This is a genomic window from Cellulomonas aerilata (assembly GCF_007991755.1).
Classification (GTDB): Bacteria; Actinomycetota; Actinomycetes; order Actinomycetales; family Cellulomonadaceae; genus Pengzhenrongella; species Pengzhenrongella aerilata.
Genome location: NZ_BJYY01000012.1, coordinates 207912 through 227929, shown reverse-complemented (window position 1 = coordinate 227929; position 20018 = coordinate 207912). Strand labels below are relative to the sequence as shown.

Annotated in this window: 17 protein-coding genes; 8 read left to right on the top strand and 9 right to left on the bottom strand. The window is 73.4% G+C overall.

The window, feature by feature from the left end; translation table 11 throughout:
* Positions 1-123: 123 nt before the first annotated feature.
* Together CAE01nite_RS08065 and lepB are read left to right on the top strand one after the other, a co-directional pair.
* Positions 124-1857 (top strand): multicopper oxidase family protein, encoded by a 1734-nt coding sequence (locus CAE01nite_RS08065; protein ID WP_146902514.1) that lies wholly within the window; start codon positions 124-126, stop codon positions 1855-1857.
* A 2-nt stretch (positions 1858-1859) separates the two neighbouring features.
* Complete coding sequence (gene lepB, locus CAE01nite_RS08060; protein WP_146902511.1) at positions 1860-2435, top strand: signal peptidase I; 576 nt, start codon at positions 1860-1862, stop codon at positions 2433-2435.
* Positions 2436-2493: 58 nt separating this feature from the next.
* Here the strand turns inward: lepB and CAE01nite_RS08055 are convergent, their stop codons facing one another.
* Positions 2494-5628 carry an AfsR/SARP family transcriptional regulator gene (locus CAE01nite_RS08055; RefSeq protein ID WP_146902509.1) on the bottom strand — a complete coding sequence of 1045 codons (3135 nt, stop codon included), beginning with the start codon at positions 5626-5628 and terminating at the stop codon, positions 2494-2496.
* 426 nt (positions 5629-6054) lie between these two features.
* On the opposite strand from CAE01nite_RS08055, the gene leuA reads away from it, so the two are divergent.
* The 3 genes from leuA (at position 6055) to CAE01nite_RS08040 (ending at position 9567) form a co-directional block, all read left to right on the top strand.
* Positions 6055-7812 (top strand): 2-isopropylmalate synthase, encoded by a 1758-nt coding sequence (leuA, locus tag CAE01nite_RS08050; RefSeq protein ID WP_246131074.1) that lies wholly within the window; start codon positions 6055-6057, stop codon positions 7810-7812.
* A 196-nt stretch (positions 7813-8008) separates the two neighbouring features.
* Positions 8009-8740 (top strand): DNA repair protein RecO, encoded by a 732-nt coding sequence (recO, locus tag CAE01nite_RS08045; RefSeq protein WP_146902506.1) that lies wholly within the window; start codon positions 8009-8011, stop codon positions 8738-8740.
* Positions 8740-9567 carry an isoprenyl transferase gene (locus CAE01nite_RS08040; RefSeq protein WP_146902503.1) on the top strand — a complete coding sequence of 276 codons (828 nt, stop codon included), beginning with the start codon at positions 8740-8742 and terminating at the stop codon, positions 9565-9567. Before recO ends, CAE01nite_RS08040 begins: the two co-directional genes overlap by 1 nt.
* A gap of 258 nt (positions 9568-9825) precedes the next feature.
* On the opposite strand, the gene CAE01nite_RS08035 is transcribed toward CAE01nite_RS08040, so the two are convergent.
* From CAE01nite_RS08035 to CAE01nite_RS08020, 4 genes are read right to left on the bottom strand one after another with little or no spacing between them, the layout of a single operon-like run.
* Complete coding sequence (locus CAE01nite_RS08035) at positions 9826-10215, bottom strand: Fur family transcriptional regulator (RefSeq protein ID WP_281285575.1); 390 nt, start codon at positions 10213-10215, stop codon at positions 9826-9828.
* Positions 10216-10226: 11 nt separating this feature from the next.
* Positions 10227-11102 (bottom strand): metal ABC transporter permease, encoded by an 876-nt coding sequence (locus CAE01nite_RS08030; RefSeq protein ID WP_146902697.1) that lies wholly within the window; start codon positions 11100-11102, stop codon positions 10227-10229.
* 20 nt (positions 11103-11122) lie between these two features.
* Positions 11123-11962 carry a metal ABC transporter ATP-binding protein gene (locus CAE01nite_RS08025; RefSeq protein ID WP_146902499.1) on the bottom strand — a complete coding sequence of 280 codons (840 nt, stop codon included), beginning with the start codon at positions 11960-11962 and terminating at the stop codon, positions 11123-11125.
* Positions 11959-12930 carry a metal ABC transporter substrate-binding protein gene (locus CAE01nite_RS08020; RefSeq protein WP_146902496.1) on the bottom strand — a complete coding sequence of 324 codons (972 nt, stop codon included), beginning with the start codon at positions 12928-12930 and terminating at the stop codon, positions 11959-11961. The genes CAE01nite_RS08025 and CAE01nite_RS08020 overlap by 4 nt, the downstream gene beginning before the upstream one ends.
* 232 nt (positions 12931-13162) lie before the next feature.
* Between CAE01nite_RS08020 and CAE01nite_RS08015 the strand changes: the two genes are divergently transcribed.
* Complete coding sequence (locus CAE01nite_RS08015; RefSeq protein ID WP_146902494.1) at positions 13163-14548, top strand: glycine--tRNA ligase; 1386 nt, start codon at positions 13163-13165, stop codon at positions 14546-14548.
* 120 nt (positions 14549-14668) lie between these two features.
* Positions 14669-15247 carry a GNAT family N-acetyltransferase gene (locus CAE01nite_RS08010; RefSeq protein ID WP_146902491.1) on the top strand — a complete coding sequence of 193 codons (579 nt, stop codon included), beginning with the start codon at positions 14669-14671 and terminating at the stop codon, positions 15245-15247.
* A gap of 58 nt (positions 15248-15305) precedes the next feature.
* Here the strand turns inward: CAE01nite_RS08010 and CAE01nite_RS08005 are convergent, their stop codons facing one another.
* The 4 genes from CAE01nite_RS08005 to CAE01nite_RS07990 all read right to left on the bottom strand — a co-directional run bounded on the left by CAE01nite_RS08005 (position 15306) and on the right by CAE01nite_RS07990 (position 18570).
* Complete coding sequence (locus CAE01nite_RS08005; protein WP_146902487.1) at positions 15306-16124, bottom strand: S1 family peptidase; 819 nt, start codon at positions 16122-16124, stop codon at positions 15306-15308.
* Between the two features lie 111 nt (positions 16125-16235).
* The gene (locus tag CAE01nite_RS08000; RefSeq protein WP_146902484.1) at positions 16236-17057 is read right to left on the bottom strand and encodes an ABC transporter permease; all 822 of its coding nucleotides are present in this window, start codon (positions 17055-17057) and stop codon (positions 16236-16238) included.
* Complete coding sequence (locus CAE01nite_RS07995) at positions 17054-18019, bottom strand: ATP-binding cassette domain-containing protein (protein WP_222595852.1); 966 nt, start codon at positions 18017-18019, stop codon at positions 17054-17056. The genes CAE01nite_RS08000 and CAE01nite_RS07995 overlap by 4 nt, the downstream gene beginning before the upstream one ends.
* A gap of 83 nt (positions 18020-18102) precedes the next feature.
* On the bottom strand, positions 18103-18570 hold the full coding sequence (locus CAE01nite_RS07990) for a hypothetical protein (protein WP_146902481.1): 468 nt from the start codon (positions 18568-18570) through the stop codon (positions 18103-18105).
* 299 nt (positions 18571-18869) lie between these two features.
* On the opposite strand from CAE01nite_RS07990, the gene dusB reads away from it, so the two are divergent.
* Positions 18870-20012: a tRNA dihydrouridine synthase DusB gene (gene dusB, locus CAE01nite_RS07985; RefSeq protein WP_246131085.1), complete on the top strand. Its 1143-nt coding sequence runs from the start codon at positions 18870-18872 to the stop codon at positions 20010-20012.
* Positions 20013-20018: the final 6 nt, after the last annotated feature.

Below are 20018 nucleotides of genomic sequence, written 5' to 3'. Positions count from 1 at the left end.
CGTACTCATCAACGGGCCACGCGATCAGGTGGCAGCCCATTCGAGTAGGACTTGGAGAACGGCGATGAGTGCATCACGGTTCGTCAGCACGCAGGGGGCCGCGGCTCTCGACGGAGGTGCCCGATGAGCCTCAACCGTCGCGAGCTGCTGCTCGGAGGCGCCCTGGTCGTCGGCGGCGGCATGGTGCTGCCCTTCGGCTCGTCCGCCGCCACCGGCACCGCCAGCTTCCTGGCGCCCGCCAACACGCCCAAGCCGTTCACCACCAAGTTGGTGCCGGGCCCGCAGCTGCGCGGCCGCGTCGTCAACGGCCTGCTCGAGGACGGCAAGACGGTGGGCAATTACCGGCTGTTCACCGTCATCGAGAAGATGGCCCAGGCGAACATCGTCCCCGGCCTGAAGACCCCGGTGTACGGCTACGCGTACATCGACGACGACGGCGTCGAGCGGCCCGTCCGCGTGCCCGGCCCGACCATCGACGTCGACCGGACCGACACCGCGAACGCCGGCCTCCCGGTCAAGGTGCGGGTCATCAACCAGCTCCCGGCCACCCACCCGCAGTGGGGCCACGAGTTCAACACCTCGATGCACCTGCACGGCTCCGCGTCGCTCCCGCAGTACGACGGGTACGCGGACGACGTCACCGAGCCCGGGCAGTACAAAGACTACTGGTACCCCAACTTCCAGGACGCGCGCACGCTCTGGTACCACGACCACGGTGTGCACCACACCGCCAAGAACGCCTACGGCGGGCTCGCGGCGCAGTACCATCTGCACGACAAGGTGCAGGAGCGTGACCTGCCCAAGGGCGCCCACGACATCGGCCTCACCATCAGCGACGCCATGTTCGCCGCCGACGGCAAGCTGGCGTGGGACGAGCACGAGCACTCCGGTCTGTGGGGTGACGTCATCCTCGTCAACGGCCAGCCGTGGCCGTACCTGGAGGTCACCAAGCGGGTCTACCGGTTCCGGATCCTCAACGCCTCCATCGCCCGGTCGCTGCGGCTGTACCTGAGCGACAACTCCGAGTTCGCGATCGTCGGGACCGACGGCGGGCTCATGCCGGCGCCGGCCCGGGTGCGCGAGTACAAGCACGCCGGTGCCGAGCGCTACGAGCTGCTGATCGACTTCTCGAAGTACGCCGCCGGGACGGTCGTCAACCTGATGAACCGCAGCAACAAGAACAACATCGACTACGACAACACGAACAAGGTCATGCAGTTCCGGGTGGTCGGCACCCCGCCGGTCAACCTCGTCGGCAACACCATGACGCCGCGGCTGTTCACCGCCGACATCATGAAGGTCGCGGTCAGCGAGTCCAAGCGGACCCGGGTGTTCGAGCTCGACCACGACGACGTCACGAACATCTTCCAGATCAATCACCGCACCTGGGAGGACGTCCGCCAGAGCGGGTATTCCGAGGTGCTGACCGGCACCAGCACCCCGCAGATCGGGGACGTGGAGATCTGGGAGTTCCAGAACAAGTCGGGCGGGTGGTACCACCCGCTGCACATCCACCTCGTGGACTTCCGGGTCCTGAGCCGCAACGGCCAGGCCGCCCGCCCCTACGAGAACGGTCCCAAGGACGTGGTGTACATCGGTGAGGACGAGATCGTGCGCCTGCTGATCAAGTTCACCGGGGCCCCCGGCTTCAAGGGCGGCAAGTACATGGTGCACTGCCACAACCTGCCGCACGAGGACAGCGACATGATGCAGCAGTACGCGGTCGGCACCGTTCCGAACGACTGGGACTACAACGGGGTCTTCTGCGCCGCGCCGAAGCCCATCCCCGACGCGGCCCTGACCGCCGCGAACGGCCTGGGCAACGTCGAGACGTTCGGCGACGGGACGCTGGTCTGACCATGGCGACACCGCACCACACCGCAGCGCCGGTCCTCCACGGGCCGGCGCTGCGGCGCGCCGAGGGCCGCCGACGTCGGCGTACCGCCGTGGCTCTGCTCGTGGCGGTCCTGCTGGTCGGCCTGCTGGGGCTGGTCCGGACGCACGTCGTCGGCCCGGTCCGGATCGCCTCGACGAGCATGGAGCCGACCCTCTTCGCCGGTGACGTCGTCCTCGTCGACCGGCGGCCGGTGCAGGCCGAGACCCTGGCACGCGGCGACCTGGTGACCTTCCGCGACGTGCGCGACGGCACCGAGACGCTGAAGCGGGTGGTCGGGCTGCCGGGCGAGCGCGTCTCGATCGTCGACTCGGTGCTGCACGTCGACGGTGCACCGGTGAGCGAGCCCTACGTCGTCGACCCGGACGACGAGGGGATGTTCAACGCCCAGGTCGTCGTCCCCGCGGACTCAGTCTACGTGCTGGGTGACAACCGGCTCGTCTCCGTCGACTCCCGTGACTACGGGCCGGTCCCGGAGGCGAACCTGGACGGCCGTGTCACCGTGCGGATCTGGCCGTTGGTGCGCAGCGGCGGCGACTGACCGGAGGCCGCGGCGCCCACGGGCCCGGGCGGACGCGACTCCCGCGAGGGGTCGCGGATCAGACGACGTCCTCGTCCCGCTCCCGGGCCAGGCTCGGCACGGACGTCAGGGTCCGGGGCAGCTCGGCCCGCACGTGCTCCGCGCGGGCGCGCCTCGCCCGCGCGGCCAGGACCTGCAGTCCGTACTGGTTCGCCAGCGCGCTGGCCTGGGTCATGGCGTCCGCCGCGCCCTGGTGGTCGCCCCGGGCGGCACGCACCGCGGCGCGTGCCATCCGGCGGAAGAACTCCTCGCGGGGCCCGCCCAGCGCAGCGCCGACGATGTCGTCGTAGACCTCGAAGGCGGCCCGCGCGGCGTTCGGGTTGTGCTGCGCCTCCAGCGCCACCAGCCGCGCTGCGGCCTCCGGGACCAGCAGCGTGCACCCGGTCGCGGTGCCGTCGTCGATGACCGCGCGCATCTGGTCGATCGCGTACCGGATGTCCCCGGTCGCCGCCGCGAGCTCGGCGCCGGCGATGCGGGCGAGGTGGTCGTTCATGTGGTTGGCCGGGCCACCGGCCAGCGGCAGGTGCTGCGCGAACGCCTGGGCGAGGTCGTACTCCTCGCGCTCGACGAGCACCCGCAGCCCGGTCGCGGCGAGCTCCGGCACGACCTCGTCCACCTCACCGGTCATCACCCGCTCACGCAGGACCCGCCAGAGCGTGTCGAACGCCGGGTCGCCCAGGTCGTGCGTGACCAGGACGCGCATCCCGAGCAGGCGCCAGCCGATCCGCTCCTCGCGCAGCTCCGCGGCGACCCGGCCGGCCGCCTCCAGCGGCCCCTTGGCCGCGAGCGCGTTGCCGAGCAGCACGGACGGCAGGTGCCGCACCACGTCGGCGTGCAGCCGCTCGGCCGGACGGGGACCCAGGGCGATCGCCGCCTCGAGGGTCTCGTGGACCGCGCGGAACTCCCGACGGGGCAGGAACACGGTGCCGGCGAGCTTGACGCGCGCCTGGAAGCCCGAGCGCCGGTCGTGGTTGCGGTCGGCCTGGGCGACCGCCTCGCGCAGCGACGTCTCCAGGTCCCCGCCGGACATCGCGACTCCGGTGGGTGCGACCCCGCTCAGGGCCGCGGACCAGTCGGCGGACCGTCCGGTGTCCACCTGCTCCAGCGCCCGCGGGTCGGAGACGCTCGTCAGCTTGCGGCGCAGCCGCCCGGCGTCCTGGACCGCCTCGGTCATCGCGATCTCCAGCGCCTGACCGTAGGCGTTGGCGGCCTCGTCCGGCAGGCGGAGCATGGCGCACGCGTCACCGAGCTGCTCGAAGAGCTCGATGCGGTCCTCGGCGGCCGCGTCGCGCAGGTCCCCGAGCGAGCAGACCTGCAGCAGGTGGGTGCGGGCGCCGTGGTGGTCCCCGCGCGCGGAGCTCTCCGCGGCGGCCTGCAGCGCGGCGACACAGGCGAGCTCGCGCTCACCGGCCTCGAGCCAGTGCCCGATCCGCTGGGCGCTGGGGATGAGGGCACGCTCGGCGATGAGGCGGTGCAGCCGGCGCCGCACCGACGGACGCACCCAGGCCCGAGCGGCGTCCTGCAGCTTGGGGTGCTTCCAGACGACGCCCGCCGGCGAGGTGCCCAGCACGGCGAGGTCGACGAGCTGCTCCAGAGCGGTGGTCGCGCGGGTGCGCAGGTGCCCGGGGCCGTCGGGCAGGAGCGGCGCGAGCAGGGACGGCGTCAGCGGCTCGTCCAGCATGGCCGCCACCAGGAGCGCCTCCAGCGCGTCGCCCTCCAGGCGGGGCAGGGTGCGGGCCAGGGCCCGGCGGCCCCACGGGTCGTCCTCGGCCAGGTCGCCCTCGGGCGCCAGGGCGAGGCCGGAGTCGGTCGCCACGAGCCGGCCGCCTCGCGCCCACTCGTTCGCGGTGGAGGCCACCAGGCCCGGCAGGCCGTCGGACACCGCGGTCAGCTCCTCGGCGAGGGCGGCCGCCACGGGTCCGGCGAGCAGGTGCTCGGCCAGCCGCTCCACGTCCTCGGGGAGCAGCGGCGGCATCGTCAGCGCGCGGACGTGCTCGCCGCGCGGCATGGCGTCCCAGGCCGCGTCCTCGCCGGCAGCCGGCATCGCCAGCACGACGGACGTGGAGCCGACGACCGGCTCGGGATCAGTCAGCAGCCGGGTGAGCAGGGCCTGGTCCGCGGTGACGTCGGGGGCCCAGAGCACCACCCGCGCGCCGGAGCGGGCCGCGGCGACGACGTCGTCCGCGGACGTGGCACGCGTGAGCTGGATGCCGGCGCGCTGGCACGTCGCGGTGGCCAGCCGGCGCCGACCGCTGCCCTGCCGGCCCAGCAGCGTGACGACCACCGACGGGGAGTCCGGGCCGGTTCCCTCCAGCACGGAGCGCAGCCAGTCGACCTCGGCGTGCCGGCCGACCAGGGGAGCGGTGCGGCGCTGGGGCGTGCGGCCGCCGGACTGCAGCACCTGCAGGTGGACCGCACGCGTCTGCGCCGACGGGTCGACGCCGAGCTCCTCCGCGAGCACCTCACGGCACCGCTCGAACTCGGCGAGCGCGTGGTGGACCTCGCCCATGCCGGCGTACCCGAGCATCAGCGCCCGGCTGGCGCGCTCGGAGACGGGGTCCTCGTCGAGCAGGCGCCGGGCGTAGTCGACGGCGTCCCGCATCCAGCCGAGCTCCACGGCCAGCTCCGCGGCGTCCGCCAGCACGCGGCGGTGCGCAGCGGCCAGTGAGGAGGCGTGCTGCCGGATCGCCTCGGGCGTGCCCTCCGAGGCGGGGACGTCGGTGAGGTAGAGGGAGTCGGCCTCGCGGGCGACGGCCAGCACGGCGGCGGGCTGGCCCTCGCGGCGGCGGGCGGCCACGTGCTCGGCCATGGCGCTGAAGGTCCCCGCGTCCACCCACGCCGACTTGAGGACGACGTCGGAGCCGGTGCGCTCGATCGACTCCGCCCCCAGCACCCGGCGCAGGTGCGACACGGCGGTGCGCAGGCTCGCGCGTGCGCGGCTCTCGTCGACGTCCGGCCACAGGCCGTCGATCAACGTCTCGACCGTCACCGGCCGGCCGGCCTCGAGCGCGAGCCAGCGCAGGAGGTCGGCGTTCTTGCCCGTGCGCCAGTCACGGTCACGGATGAGCTGGCCGTCGGCCGAGCGCACGCGCAGCGGGCCGAGGACCCGGATCTCCACCCAGTCGGACGGGGCGGTCAGGTGTGCTTCGGTCATGCGAGCGGAGGTCGGCCGGTGCAGCAGCGGTGGCGCATGTCAGCTCCCCATGACCCAGACAAACGGGACATACCAATCCAAAACAGTAGGCCGAACTGTACTCCCCGGTGAGCGGCGGACGCCGGGCTCACCGAGCAGTTTCACCCCACCCGCCCCAACCCTGCGTCGTGCGCACGGTGCTGTCCAGGACGGGGCGTACCGGCAGCAGACCACCACCCGGACCCCGGCCCCTCCGAGCATCCGGTCACCGGACGCGCGGGGACGGCCCGGGCCCCCGGCGCTCGCGGCCCGGGGGTACAGTGGCCGACGTGCTGTGGCATGGACTCCTCCTTCGTCGCCGCGGCGAGGTCTGACCGGCCGGTCCCTCGTCGCGGTGGTCGTCGTGCTCCGGCTGAGAACCCACGACACGAAGGAACGTTGACGACGATGCGACACGACTCCCACATCCGCTCGGCCCAGCAGCCCACCCGGATGCCCGTGCACAAGTACCGGCCGTTCGCCGGGCTGGACGGGTACGACCTGACCGACCGCACGTGGCCGTCCCGCACGATCACCCAGGCGCCCCGGTGGCTCTCGACGGACCTGCGCGACGGCAACCAGGCCCTCATCGAGCCGATGGACCCGCGGCGCAAGCGCCGCATGTTCGACCTGCTCGTGAAGATGGGCTACAAGGAGATCGAGGTCGGCTTCCCGGCCGCGAGCCAGACGGACTTCGACTTCGTGCGGTCCATCGTCACCGACGGCGCCGTCCCCGACGATGTCACGATCTCCGTGCTCACCCAGGCCCGGACGGACCTCATCGAGCGGACGATGGCGTCGCTCGTGGGCACGCGCCGCGCGACCGTCCACATGTACAACGCGACAGCGCCGGTGTTCCGGGACGTCGTCTTCCGCAACGACCGGGACGCCACCCGCGAGCTCGCCACCGCCGGCACGCGCGACGTCCTGGACTTCGCCGAGAAGATCCTCGACGACGACACGGTGTTCGGCTACGAGTACTCCCCGGAGATCTTCACCGACACCGAGCTGGAGTTCGCGCTCGAGGTGTGCGAGGCGGTGATGGACGTCTACCAGCCCGAGAGCGGACGCGAGATCGTCCTGAACCTGCCGGCGACGGTGGAGCGGGCCACGCCCAACACCTACGCGGACCAGATCGAGTGGATGAGCCGCAACCTCACCCGCCGCGAGCACATCGCCGTGTCCGTGCACCCGCACAACGACCGCGGGACCGCGGTGGCTGCGGCGGAGCTGGCCATGATGGCCGGCGCGGACCGCGTGGAGGGCTGCCTGTTCGGCCAGGGGGAGCGGACCGGCAACGTGGACCTGGTCACGCTGGGGCTCAACCTGTTCAGCCAGGGGATCGACCCGCGGATCGACTTCTCGGACATCGACGAGGTCCGCCGCACCGTCGAGTACTGCACCCAGATGGACGTGCACCCGCGCCACCCGTACGGCGGGGACCTCGTCTACACCTCGTTCTCGGGGTCGCACCAGGACGCGATCAAGAAGGCGTTCGAGGCGCGCTCGGCGCGCGCCGAGGCGGCCGGCGTCACGGTCGACGAGGTCGTGTGGGCGATGCCGTACCTGCCGATCGACCCCAAGGACGTCGGCCGCAGCTACGAGGCGGTCATCCGGGTCAACTCGCAGTCCGGCAAGGGCGGCATCTCGTACCTCATGAAGCACGAGCGGCACCTGGACCTGCCCCGTCGGCTGCAGATCGAGTTCTCCCGCGCGGTCCAGGCGTTCACCGACACCCACGGCGGAGAGGTCAGCGCCGACGACCTCTGGGACATCTTCAGCGACGAGTACCTGCCCGTGCAGCCGGGCGGCTCGCTCGAGCCGTGGGGCCGGTTCGCGCTGCGGGGCACCCGGACCGTCAGCGGCGGGGACGGCCCCGACACCCTGGGCGTCGACCTGCGCGACAACGGCCGGGACGTCACGCTCGAGGGGACGGGCAACGGCCCGATCGCCGCCTTCGTCGACGCGCTGTCCAGCCTGGGCGTGCACGTCTCCGTGCTCGACTACGCCGAGCACGCCCTGTCCCAGGGCGGTGACGCGAGCGCCGCGGCCTACGTCGAGTGCTCGGTGGGCGACCAGGTCCTGTGGGGGGTGGGCATCGACCCGTCCATCACGACGGCGTCGCTCAAGGCGATCATCTCGGCGGTGAACCGCGCCGAGCGGTGAGGCCGGCGCACGGGCGGTGACGTCCGGCGCCGGCGCCCGACGGCGACCGCCCGGGCCCCGGTCCACCACGCGGTGGGCCGGGGCCCGGTGCGTGCACCGGGACGTGCAGGTCGACGGTGCGGTTCCGGCGGTGCTCGGTGCGGCTCCGGCGCGCGCCGCGCACCGGTCCGGCGTCCGCCGGGGGGAGAATGGTCGGGTGAGCCTCTACCGCGACGAGGCGATCGTCCTGCGCACCCAGAAGCTGGGGGAGGCCGACCGCATCGTGACCCTCCTGACGCGCAGCAACGGCAAGGTCCGTGCCGTCGCCAAGGGGGTGCGGCGCACGTCCTCACGGTTCGGGGCGCGGCTGGAGCCGTTCATGGTGGTCGACGCCCAGCTGCACCGCGGACGGTCCCTGGACATCGTCACCCAGGCCGAGACGGTCGGCGCGTACGGCCGCGCGATCTGCGAGGACTACACCCTGTACACCGCGGGGGCCGCGATGCTCGAGACCGCCGAGCGGCTGGTCGAGGCGGAGGGGGAGCCCGCCGGCCCCCAGTTCCGGCTGCTGGTCGGCGCGGTGCGCGCCCTGGCCGCCCGCGAGCACGCGCCCGGGCTCGTGCTGGACTCCTACCTGCTGCGCGCGCTGGCCGTCGCGGGGTGGGCGCCGAGCTTCACCGACTGCGCCCGCTGCGGGGCCGACGGTCCGCACCGCTCGTTCGCCGTCGCGCAGGGCGGCGCCGTCTGCCCGGTGTGCCGCCCGCCCGGTGCGACCGCGCCGGCGCCGGAGACGTTCACGCTGCTCGCGTCGCTGCTCAGCGGCGAGTGGCCGGTCGCCGAGGCGAGCCACGAGCGGCACCGCCGCGAGGCGGACGGGCTGGTGTCGGCGTTCCTGCAGTTCCACCTCGAGCGTCAGCTGCGCTCGCTGCCGCTCGTGGAGAGGATCTGATGAGGCGAGGCTCCCCACCGGACGTGGCGACCGGGCCGCACGCGGTCGTCGCACCGCCGCCGCACCCGTCCGGTGCGCGACCGCCGGCCCTGCCGGCCGAGCTCGTCCCGCGGCACGTCGCGATCGTCATGGACGGCAACGGCCGGTGGGCCAACGCGCGTGGGCTGCCGCGCACGGCCGGTCACCAGGCAGGCGAGGCGTCGCTGCTCGACGTGGTCGCCGGTGCCATCGAGATCGGCGTCCGGCACGTGTCGGCGTACGCGTTCTCGACCGAGAACTGGAAGCGGTCGCCGGACGAGGTGCGGTTCCTCATGGGGTTCAACCGCGACGTGCTGCGGCGCCGGCGCGACGTCATGAACGACTGGGGGGTGCGCGTGCGGTGGGCCGGACGGCGCCCGAGGCTGTGGCGGTCCGTCATCGCCGAGCTCGAGGAGGCCGAGCGGCTGACCCGGGACAACGACGTGTGCACGCTGACGATGTGCGTCAACTACGGGGGACGGGCCGAGGTGGCCGACGCCGCGCGTGCGATCGCGCTCGAGGTGGCCGCGGGACGGCTGGACCCGAGCAAGGTCTCGGAGAAGACGGTCGCGCGCTACCTCGACGAGCCGGACCTGCCGGACGTGGACCTGTTCCTGCGGACGTCCGGCGAGCAGCGCACGTCCAACTTCATGATCTGGCAGGCGGCGTACGCGGAGCTGGTCTTCCTCGACGAGCCGTGGCCGGATGTCGACCGGCGGCACCTGTGGCGCGCGGTGGAGACCTACGCGCAGCGCGACCGACGGTACGGCGCGGCCGTGGACGCGCCCGGGGGACCGTCAGCGAGCTGACGGTCCCCCGGGTCGTGCCCTGCCGGTGCCCCGGCGGGGCGCCGGATCAGCGGGTCGTGGCGCCCGGACCGGCCTTGCGCGAGCGGTACCAGCGGATGCCGGCGAGGACAAGAGGCAGGAGCTTCAGCAGTCGACCCATGCCCCCAACCCTGCGGGCAGGTGCGGCGGGCTGCCACCGGAGCCGCCCCGCGGGCGGCTCCGCCGACCCGGGCCGGCGGCTCAGTCGACTTCGGCCGACCGGCGCGTCGGCGGCCCTGCTCAGGCCGGGCCGACCGCCTCCCGGCAGCGCGCGCAGGTCCCGGACAGCTCGACGGTGTGCTCGACGTCCGCGAAGCCCTGGGCCGCCCCGATGCGGGCGGCCCACTCCTCGACGCCCGGGCCGTCGATCTCCACTGCCCGCCCGCACGAGCGGCACACGAGGTGGTGGTGGTGCTCGCGGCGGGCGCAGCGGCGGTACACGCTCTCGCCGTCCGCGGTGCGCAGCACGTCGACCTCGCCACCGTCGGCCAGCTGCTGCAGCGTGCGGTAGACCGTGGCCAGCCCGATGCCGTCGCCGGACGCGCGCAGCGACTCGTGCAGCTGCTGCGCGGACCGGAAGTCGCTGGAGCCCTCGAGCGCCTGGGCCACCGCCGCGCGCTGGCGGGTCATCCGGGGGGCCATCAGACGGCCACCCGGACGTCGTCGGGCACGTGCGGGTGGGGGTCGTGAGGGCGCCGCCGGCGCACCAGCGGCCGCACCGCCGAGACCACCGCGTACACCGCGATCGCGAGCAGGACGATCGTGGCGCCGGGGGACAGGTCCCGCCAGTACGTGATCGACAGCCCGGTCAGGCAGACGCTCACGCCGATCACCATGGCGAGCGTCATCGTCCGCCGGAACGACGAGGCGACCAGCTGGGCGACGGCCACCGGCACGATCATCAGCGCGGAGACGAGCAGCAGCCCCACCACCCGCATCGCGACCGTGACGGTCAGCGCCGCGACCACGGCGATGGCGATGTTGAGCAGCCGCACCGGCAGGCCTGCCGCCCGGGCGAACTCCTCGTCGTGGCACACCGCGAACAGCGCGGCCCGCAGCCCCACCCCGACCACGAGGACGATGAGCGCGAGCGCGACGGTCAGCCCGAGGTCGGTGCCGGACACCGTGGAGATCGACCCGAACAGGTACGCCATGAGGTTGGCGTTGGTGCCTCCCGCGAGCGACATGAGCAGGACGCCGCCGGCGATCCCGCCGTAGAACAGCAGCGCCAGGGCGACGTCGCCGCTGGTGCGACCGCGCTCACGGACGAGCTCGATGACGACCGCACCGGCGATCGCGGCGACCACGGCGCCCGGGATCGCCAGGGCGCCCTCGACCAGGCCCATCGCGTTGCCGACCAGCCAGCCCAGGGCGACGCCGGTCAGGGCCACGTGGCCGATGCCGTCGCCGAGCAAGCTCAGCCGCCGCTGCACGAGGTAGGTGCCCATGACGGGTGCGGCCAGGCCGACCAGCAGCGCGGCGACCAGCGCGCGCTGCATGAGCGGGTCGGTGAGCATGCCCACCAGCTCGTCGAGGATCACGGCTCCCACCTCAGTCCGGCGGCCGGCGTCCGCGCCAGGCCCGCGTCGTCGTCGTGCGGGTGCACGTGGTCGTGCTCGTCGGCGTCGTGGTCGTGGGCGGGGCGTGGCGGGGCGCCGTCGTGCACGACGGCGCCGTGACGCAGCACCACCGCACGCCGCACCAGGGGAGCCAGCGCTCCCAGCTCGTGCAGGACCACCAGGACGGTCGTGCCGCGCTCGGCCAGCCGCGACAGGGTCGTGGCGAACGCCTGCTGGCTCGGCAGGTCCACCCCGGCCACCGGCTCGTCCAGGACGAGCAGGTCGGGCTCGCGCACCAGGGCGCGGGCGATCAGGACGCGCTGCTGCTGGCCACCGGACAGCTCCCGGACCGGCCGCTCGGCGTGGTGGTCCAGCCCGACGAGGTCCAGGGCGGCGTGGACGCGTCGCTGCGCGTGCCGCGGCGGCCAGAGCCGTCGCCCGTGCAGCAGCCCGGAGCCGACCACCTCGGCGGCGGTCGCCGGGACGCCGGTGGCGGCGCTGACCCGCTGGGGGACGTACCCGATCCGCTCCCACGGCACGCCGCGGCCGAGCGGGTGGCCCAGCAGCGTGACGCTGCCGGACGCGATCGGGACGGCACCCACCAGCGCGCGGACGAGCGTCGACTTGCCGGAGCCGTTCGCGCCGAGCAGCGCGGCGACCTCGCCCTCCTCGAGGACGAGGTCGACCCCACGGACGATGGCGCTCCCGCCGAGCACGACGTGGACGTCACGCGCGTCGACCGCCACGGTGCGCCGCCGGCCGGACGAGCCCGGCGTGCCGGAGGGGGAGGTCGGCGCGGAGGAGGGGCCGGCGGTCACGAGCACCCCAGGCCGGCCCGCAGGGCCTCGAGGTTCTGCTCCATGACGGCACGGTAGTCGGCGCCGGAGTCCGGCTGGCTCTCGATCGGGTCGAGGACCGCGGTGGTCACACCGAGGTCGCCGGCGAGGGTCTCGGCCACCTTGGGGTTGACCAGCGTCTCGGTGAACAGCGTCGTCACACCGTTCGCGCGGACGACGTCGCCGATCTCGCGCAGACGGGCCGGGGACGGCTCTGCCTCCGGGTCCAGGCCGGACATCCCGACCTGCTCCAGGTCGTACGCGTCGGCCAGGTACCCGTAGGCCTCGTGCGACGTCACGGCGACCCGGCGCTCGCAGGTCGCCAGCCCTGTGCCGTAGGCGGCGTCGACGTCGGCGAGTGCGGCGGCGAGCTCGTCCGCCGCGGCGGAGAAGGCGTCGGCGTTCGCCGGGTCGATCTCCGCGAGCGCGTCCGCGACCGGCTGGGCCAGGGCGGCCAGCCGCTGCGGGTCGAGCCAGAAGTGCGGGTCGACGGCGTGGGCGTCGCCCTCCTCCTCGTGGGCGTCGGCCTCCTCGGCCGCGTGCTCCTCGGCGTGCTGCTCGCCCTCCCCGTGGGCGTGGGCCCCGCCCTCGAGCAGGTCCACGACGTCGGCGGCGTCCACCACCCGCTGGGGCTGCCGGGCGTCGACCGCCTCGTCGACGGCGCTCTGGAAGCCCGACAGGTAGAGGACCAGGTCCGTCTCGGACACCGAGCGGACCTGCCGCGGGGAGAGCTCGACGTCGTGCGGCTCCGCGCCGGGAGGCGTGAGGGACGACACCTCCACGAGGTCGCCGCCGACCTGCTGCGCCACGTACTGCAACGGGTAGAACGACGCGAGGACCTGCGTGCGGTCCTCGTCCGCGGCCGACGCCTGCGGCCCGGAGGAGCAGGCGGCGAGCAGCAGGACACCGGCGGCGAGCGCGCCGGAGAGGGCCAGGGCGGAGCGGGGCATGGGTCGATGGTCTGCCCTGGTGAGAATGATTGTCAAACTCGTCTGCGCTCGCCGGTCCTCATGTGGTCTGTGGCGGCCGTGCGGGGCCGCTGGGTCGGCCCGCGTGCGGGGACGGGCAGCCGCCGTCGGGGGGCCCGGGGCGGTGGGCCCCTCCGCGGGGGCCGGTAGCCTGAGCGGGCTCGCCCGGCCATCCAGGCCGGGGTCCCCCCCTCCCGTAGAGGTGTGAACACCTGTGGCTGCTCCGTCCCGTCTCGACTCCGTCATCTCGCTGGCCAAGCGCCGCGGCTTCGTCTTCCCGTCGGGGGAGATCTACGGCGGCACGCGCTCCGCGTGGGACTACGGACCGCTCGGGGTGGAGCTGAAGGAGAACATCAAGAAGCAGTGGTGGCGCACGATGGTCACCAGCCGTGACGACATCGTCGGGCTGGACTCCTCGGTCATCCTGCCGCGCCAGGTCTGGGTCGCCTCCGGTCACGTCGGCGTCTTCACCGACCCGCTGACCGAGTGCCTGTCGTGCCACAAGCGGTTCCGCGAGGACACCATGCTCGAGGAGTACGAGGAGAAGAAGGGCCGCGCCGCCGAGCACGGCCTGGGCGACATCGCCTGCCCCAACTGCGGCACCCGCGGTCAGTGGACCGAGCCGCGCGACTTCAACATGATGCTCAAGACCTACCTCGGCCCGGTCGAGGACGAGTCCGGGCTGCACTACCTGCGCCCGGAGACCGCGCAGGGGATCTTCGTGAACTTCGCCAACGTGGTGACCACCGCGCGCAAGAAGCCGCCGTTCGGCATCGGCCAGATCGGCAAGTCCTTCCGCAACGAGATCACCCCGGGCAACTTCATCTTCCGCACGCGCGAGTTCGAGCAGATGGAGATGGAGTTCTTCGTCGAGCCGGGCACCGACGAGAGCTGGCACCAGTACTGGATCGACACGCGGACCGCCTGGTACACCGACCTGGGCATCGCGCCGGAGAACCTGCGGCACTACGAGCACCCGACGGAGAAGCTGTCGCACTACTCCAAGCGCACCGTGGACATCGAGTACCGCTTCGGGTTCCAAGGCAGCGAGTGGGGCGAGCTCGAGGGCATCGCGAACCGCACGGACTTCGACCTCAAGACCCACGCCGAGCACTCCGGTCAGGACCTGTCGTACTTCGACCAGGCCAAGAACGAGCGCTGGGTCCCGTACGTCATCGAGCCGGCCGCGGGCCTGACCCGGTCGCTGATGGCGTTCCTGGTCGAGTCGTACACCGAGGACGAGGCGCCCAACACCAAGGGCGGCGTCGACACCCGCACCGTGCTGCGCCTGGACCCGCGGCTCGCGCCGGTCAAGGCCGCCGTGCTGCCGCTGTCCCGTAACGAGCAGCTCTCGCCCAAGGCGCGCGACCTGGCCGCGGAGCTGCGCAAGAGCTGGAACGTCGACTTCGACGACGCGGGCGCGATCGGCCGCCGCTACCGCCGCCAGGACGAGATCGGCACCCCGTTCTGCCTCACGGTCGACTTCGACACCCTGGACGACCAGGCGGTGACGATCCGCCACCGCGACGACATGTCGCAGGAGCGGGTCGCCCTGGACCAGGTCGTGTCCTACCTGGCGCCCCGGCTCGTCGGGGCCTGACCGGCCCCTTCGCCGGCCGCGAGCCGGTCCCGCCACGGCGGCGGGACCGGCTCGCGGGGCGCCCGGCGCCAGCGCGGGGATCGCCCTTCGCGGACGGACGTCGCGAGTAGCGTGCGGGACGTGAGCATCGAGGTCCTCCCGGCGACGATCACCCGGTTCGACGACGTCGCGACCATGCTCGGCCCGAAGAACCCGCAGTCCTCCGTGTGCTGGTGCCTCAGCCACCGCGTCGACGCCAGGACGAATCGCGAGCTCGTCGGGCCCGCACGCGGTGAGTACGTCCGCGAGCTGTGCCGCCGGGACGTCGCACCGGGCGTCCTGGCCTACGACGACGGCGAGGTCGTCGGGTGGGCGGCGGTCGCCCCTCGGTCGGAGCTCCCGTTCGCCCGGTCGCGGAAGATCCCGCACGTCGACGACCTGCCCGTGTGGTCCGCGTGGTGCCTGCGCGTGCGGCCCGGCCACCGCGGCCGGGGGATCTCGCACGCGGTGCTCGCGGGCGCCGTCGAGTACGCCCGGTCGCAGGGCGCACCGGCGGTGGAGGGCTACCCGGTCGACAACGGGACCGCGAAGGTCGACCTGACGATGGCGTACGTGGGGACCCGCGCGCAGTTCGAGCGCGCCGGCTTCACGAAGGCGGCCGACACCGACGCCGTCGCCGGCGGCTTCCCCCGCGTGATCATGCGGCGGGACCTGCGCTGAGTCGTGCGCCCGGCCGGGTGGGCTCGGGCGCCGTCGGGGGAGCGTGGCGCGGTCTCGTTCAGTCGAGGAACTGCGCGAGGAACTCCGAGGACCAGGGCGTGTCGAGTCGGTAGGTCTTGTCGGTCGCCCGGCACACGGCGTCCCCGGTCACCGTGATGGCCACCACCAGGTTCGAGTCCGCGCCCCCGAGGAAGTGCGGCCCACCCGAGTCCCCGAAGCACGTGCCGCCGTCGCCGGTGGACGGCTGCATCGAGAGGAGGAGCCAGGCCTTCTGCAGGGACGCCGCGGTCTGGGTCGTGAAGCGGCGGCGCGGGTCGTCGACGAGCGCGGCCGGACCACCCGTCTTGTCCTCGCGGACCAGCCCGTACCCGACGGCGGTGAACGGCTGCCGGCGCAGGGTGCGCTCCGACTGGAGCCGGTCGAGGAGCCCGACCTCGGGCAGAGCGGCCGGCTCGATGCCTGCCACCGGCTGGTCGAGCAGGACCACGGCGATGTCGTACGCGTTGTTGGCGCCGCCGGATCCGTACAGCGGGTGCATGACGCCGTCGCCGTCGAGAACCCCGGTCACCCCGTCGGTCAGGTCGGTGTCGAACGACACGAACACGTCGCCGAGGTCGAACTCCTCGACCGCGGCGAGGCAGTGCGCCGCGGTCAGGAAGACGTCCTCGTCGATCAGGGTGCCCGTGCAGATGGACGCGTAGCCACCCGCGTCGTCCTCGACGAGCAGGGCACCGACGTTGGGGTGCAGCTCTCCGTCGAGCTCTCCGAAGGTGATCGCCCCGGCGGGCGACGCCGCGACGGCGAGCGTGACCGCCGCGAGAGAACTCGCTGTCCACAGGCGCCGTCCCCGGCGGCCGACCTCACGTGCAGCACGCATGACGAACCTCCTCGTGCGACTCCCGGATCTCCGAGTGTTCGCCGCCGGGCCGGGGCCGGTCAAGGCTCGGACGGGCGCACACCGGGGCTGCATCGGAGCCCCTGCGGGCGGTCAGCGAGCGGCGGCGCGCTGGTACTGGCGCACGGTGAGCGGCACGAAGATCACCAGGAGCACCAGGCCCCACAGCACCGTGTACAGCACCGGGTTCTGCAGCGGCCAGGCGGTCGGCGCTGGGGTCCCCGGCAGGATGTTGCCGAAGAGCTCGCGCGCCGCCTGCGTGACCGTCGAGATGGGGTTCCACTCCGCGAAGGTCTTCAGGGGGCCGGGCAGGTTGTCGGACGGCACGAACGTGTTGGCGATGAAGGTCAGCGGGAAGATGACGATGAACGAGGCGTTGTTGAAGACCTCGGGCGTCCGGACCAGCAGCCCGACGTAGGCCATCAGCCAGCTGATGCAGTAGGCGAAGAACAGCAGCAGCACGTATCCCAGCAGCGCCTCGCCGACCGACGTCGTGATCCGCCACCCCACGGCCAGACCGGTGATCGACATGATCACCACGGTGAGGACGTTGTTCACCACGTCGGCGGTCGTCCGGCCGATCAGCACCGCTGACGGCGCCATCGGCAGGGACCGGAACCGGTCGACGATGCCGCTCTTGACGTCCTGCGCCATCCCGGTGCCGGTGATCGTGGCGCCGAACACCACGGTCTGGGCGAAGATCCCGGCGATGAGGAACTCCCGGTAGAGCGCGGGGTCGATCTGCGGTGCGCCGGGCAGGGAGATCGAGCCGCCGAACACGAACGCGAAGAGCAGCACGAACATGATCGGGGCGATGGTCGAGCCCACGAGCAGGTCCGGGACGCGCTTGATCTTGATGAGGTTGCGCCGGGTGACGGTCCAGCCGTCGCCGAGCGCGTGACCGATGCCGCTCATGAGCGACCACCTTCCGTGGAGCGGGCCTCGGCCTCGTGACCGGTCAGGGACATGAACACGTCGTCGAGGGTGGGACGGCGCACGCCGGCGTCCTGCACGTCGATCCCGGCGTCGCCCAGCGCGCGCAGCCCTGCGACCAGCGCGCCCGCCCCGCCGGTGACCGGCGCCGTCACGGTGCGGGTGTGCTCGTCGGTGACCAGCTCGCCGACGGCGACCGGCGCCAGCAGGTCCCGGGTGCGCGCCAGGTCGGACGAGCGGGCGACGGTGACCTCCACCCGCTCGCCGCCCACGGTCGCCTTGAGCTCGTCCGACGTCCCCTCGGCGATGACCCGGCCGTGGTCGATGACGGCGATCCGGTCGGCCAGCCGGTCCGCCTCCTCCAGGTACTGGGTCGTCAGCAGCAGCGTCGTCCCGGCCGCGACGAGCTCGGAGATGACGTCCCACATCCCCAGCCGCCCGCGCGGGTCCAGGCCCGTGGTCGGCTCGTCGAGGAACAGCACCGCGGGCTCGGCCACGAGCGCACCCGCCAGGTCCAGGCGCCGTCGCATGCCGCCGGAGTACTGGCCGACGGGGCGCTTGGCCGCCTCGGTGAGGTCGAACCGCTCGAGCAGCTCCCACGCACGTTGTCGGGACCGGGCGGCGCCCAGGTGGTACAGGCGCCCCACCATGTCGAGGTTCTCGAACGCCGTGAGGTTGTCGTCCACCGCGGCGTACTGCCCCGAGACGCCGATCCGCGCCCGGAGCGCCTTGGCGTCCCGGACGACGTCCAGGCCGCTGACCGTGGCGGTGCCGGAGGTCGGCCGCAGCAGGGTGGTCAGCACCCGCACCGCCGTCGTCTTCCCGGCGCCGTTGGGGCCGAGCAGGCCGAGCACGGTCCCCTCCTCGACGGTGAGGTCGAGCCCGTCCAGCGCTCGGACCGAGCCGTAGGTCTTGACGATGCCCTGCGCAGAGATGGTCGGCACGCGCACCAGTGTGGCGGCAGCCACCGACACGGGCGAGGACCCTGCCGTCCTCGGCGGGGCGAGGGGTCGACGTGCCGGACAGGTCAGGCGTCGCGGCCGGTCACCGTGGTGACCGGGACCTTGAACCTGCGGTGCACCCGGCTCGGCAGGTCGACGCGCAGCCAGTGCGACACCGCCCTCGGCAGCGTGGAGACGACCACCTCCGCGAACTCGTGCCTGCCCATCGCCGTGCTGACCGCCTTGAAGGGGTCGACGTCGCCGACCTCGCCCCCGACGGGCACCCCGAGCGCGCCGAAGCGGTCCCGCGCCTCCTGCAGGCGCCGCTCGGCCAGGTCATAGGCGCGGGCATCCGGCGCCCGGTTGCGCACGGGCAGGATCTCGCCGGCGGGCGCGGCGCCGGCCACGGACACCGCGCCCTGACCCTGCGGGACCTCGACCGGGACCACGATCCACAGCTCGGTCCCACCCGCCGCGACCCGTTCCCGCACGGCCGCCGCGACCTCCTCGCTCCCGAGCGTCCGGTTCGCCACCAGCAGGACACGGTGTGCCATCGGGCTCTCCACTGTGCGCGCCTCCCACCTGTGCGGGCGAGTCGTCGGCCGGCGACCCGGGAGGCACGTCGCCACAGCGGCGAGGGCCCCGGGACCGACGGTCCTCGTCCCGGCCCGGCGGCACAAGCCTCCGGTCGTGCCCGCGGGACGCCGTCCGGGCCGCTCCCGCGCCACCGGACCGGTCCGGCGCCGCGCCACGGCTGGGGGACAATGGAGCGGTGACCCTCGCCCCTGCCGCCGACACGCCTGCGACCGCACCCGCGGGCACACCCGCACGTGCCGTCACCGGCACGACGAACGTGCTGCCGCCCCTGCACATCGGGCCGCTCGTCATCGACACCCCGGTGGTGCTCGCCCCCATGGCCGGCGTGACGAACGCGGCCTTCCGGCGCCTGTGCCGGGAGAGCGGCGCGGGTCTGTACGTCGCGGAGATGGTCACCTCCCGCGCGCTCGTCGAGCGCGGCGAGGAGTCGATGCGGATCATCTCCCACGAGCCGGACGAGCGGCCGCGGTCCGTGCAGGTCTACGGCGTCGACCCCGCGACCGTCGGCGCCGCCGTCCGGCTGATCGCCTCCGAGGACCGCGCGGACCACGTCGACCTCAACTTCGGCTGCCCGGTGCCCAAGGTGACCCGCAAGGGCGGCGGCGCCGTGCTGCCGTGGAAGCGGGACCTGTTCGCCTCCATCGTGCGCGCGGCTGTCGACGCCGCGTCGCCGTACGGCGTGCCGGTCACCGTCAAGATGCGCAAGGGCATCGACGAGGACCACCTCACCTACCTGGAGGCGGGTCTGGTCGCCCAGGACGCCGGCGTCGCCGCAGTCGCGCTGCACGCCCGGACGGCCGCGGACTACTACTCCGGGACCGCCGACTGGGAGGCGATCGCCCGCCTGAAGGAGACCGTCACCGACATCCCGGTGCTCGGCAACGGCGACATCTGGTCGGCCGAGGACGCCCTGGCGATGGTCGCGCAGACCGGGTGCGACGGCGTCGTCGTCGGGCGCGGGTGCCAGGGCCGGCCGTGGCTGTTCGCGGACCTCGCAGCGGCGTTCGCCGGCTCGGGCACGCGGGTGCGGCCGGGTCTGGGCGAGGTCGCCGGCGTCGTGCGGCGGCACGCCGAGCTGATGGTCGAGCACTTCGGCGAGGAGAACAAGGCCATGCGCGAGATGCGCAAGCACATGGCCTGGTACCTCAAGGGCTACGTCGTGGGTGGCGCGCTGCGCGCCCAGCTCGGGCTGATCTCCACCCTGGCGGAGCTCGACGACCGCCTCGCACAGCTCGACCTCGACCAGCCGTACCCCGGCGCGGCGGCCGAGGGGCAGCGCGGGCGGGCCGGCTCCCCGAAGCGACCGTCGCTGCCGGACGGGTGGCTGGACTCGCGCGACCTCAGCGACGACTTCCGCCGCGCCCTGGAGGAGGCCGAGCTCAGCGTCTCCGGCGGCTGACGCCGG

What these genes read in the sequence shown, in the direction of transcription:
- CAE01nite_RS08065 (WP_146902514.1), top strand. Translation starts at nt 124, where the DNA reads ATGAGCCTCAACCGTCGCGAGCTGCTGCTCGGAGGCGCCCTGGTCGTC.
- lepB (WP_146902511.1), top strand. Translation starts at nt 1,860, where the DNA reads ATGGCGACACCGCACCACACCGCAGCGCCGGTCCTCCACGGGCCGGCG.
- CAE01nite_RS08055 (WP_146902509.1), bottom strand. Translation starts at nt 5,628, where the DNA reads ATGACCGAAGCACACCTGACCGCCCCGTCCGACTGGGTGGAGATCCGG.
- leuA (WP_246131074.1), top strand. Translation starts at nt 6,055, where the DNA reads ATGCGACACGACTCCCACATCCGCTCGGCCCAGCAGCCCACCCGGATG.
- CAE01nite_RS08040 (WP_146902503.1), top strand. Translation starts at nt 8,740, where the DNA reads ATGAGGCGAGGCTCCCCACCGGACGTGGCGACCGGGCCGCACGCGGTC.
- CAE01nite_RS08035 (WP_281285575.1), bottom strand. Translation starts at nt 10,215, where the DNA reads ATGACCCGCCAGCGCGCGGCGGTGGCCCAGGCGCTCGAGGGCTCCAGC.
- CAE01nite_RS08030 (WP_146902697.1), bottom strand. Translation starts at nt 11,102, where the DNA reads ATGCTCACCGACCCGCTCATGCAGCGCGCGCTGGTCGCCGCGCTGCTG.
- CAE01nite_RS08020 (WP_146902496.1), bottom strand. Translation starts at nt 12,930, where the DNA reads ATGCCCCGCTCCGCCCTGGCCCTCTCCGGCGCGCTCGCCGCCGGTGTC.
- CAE01nite_RS08005 (WP_146902487.1), bottom strand. Translation starts at nt 16,124, where the DNA reads ATGCGTGCTGCACGTGAGGTCGGCCGCCGGGGACGGCGCCTGTGGACA.
- CAE01nite_RS08000 (WP_146902484.1), bottom strand. Translation starts at nt 17,057, where the DNA reads ATGAGCGGCATCGGTCACGCGCTCGGCGACGGCTGGACCGTCACCCGG.
- CAE01nite_RS07990 (WP_146902481.1), bottom strand. Translation starts at nt 18,570, where the DNA reads ATGGCACACCGTGTCCTGCTGGTGGCGAACCGGACGCTCGGGAGCGAG.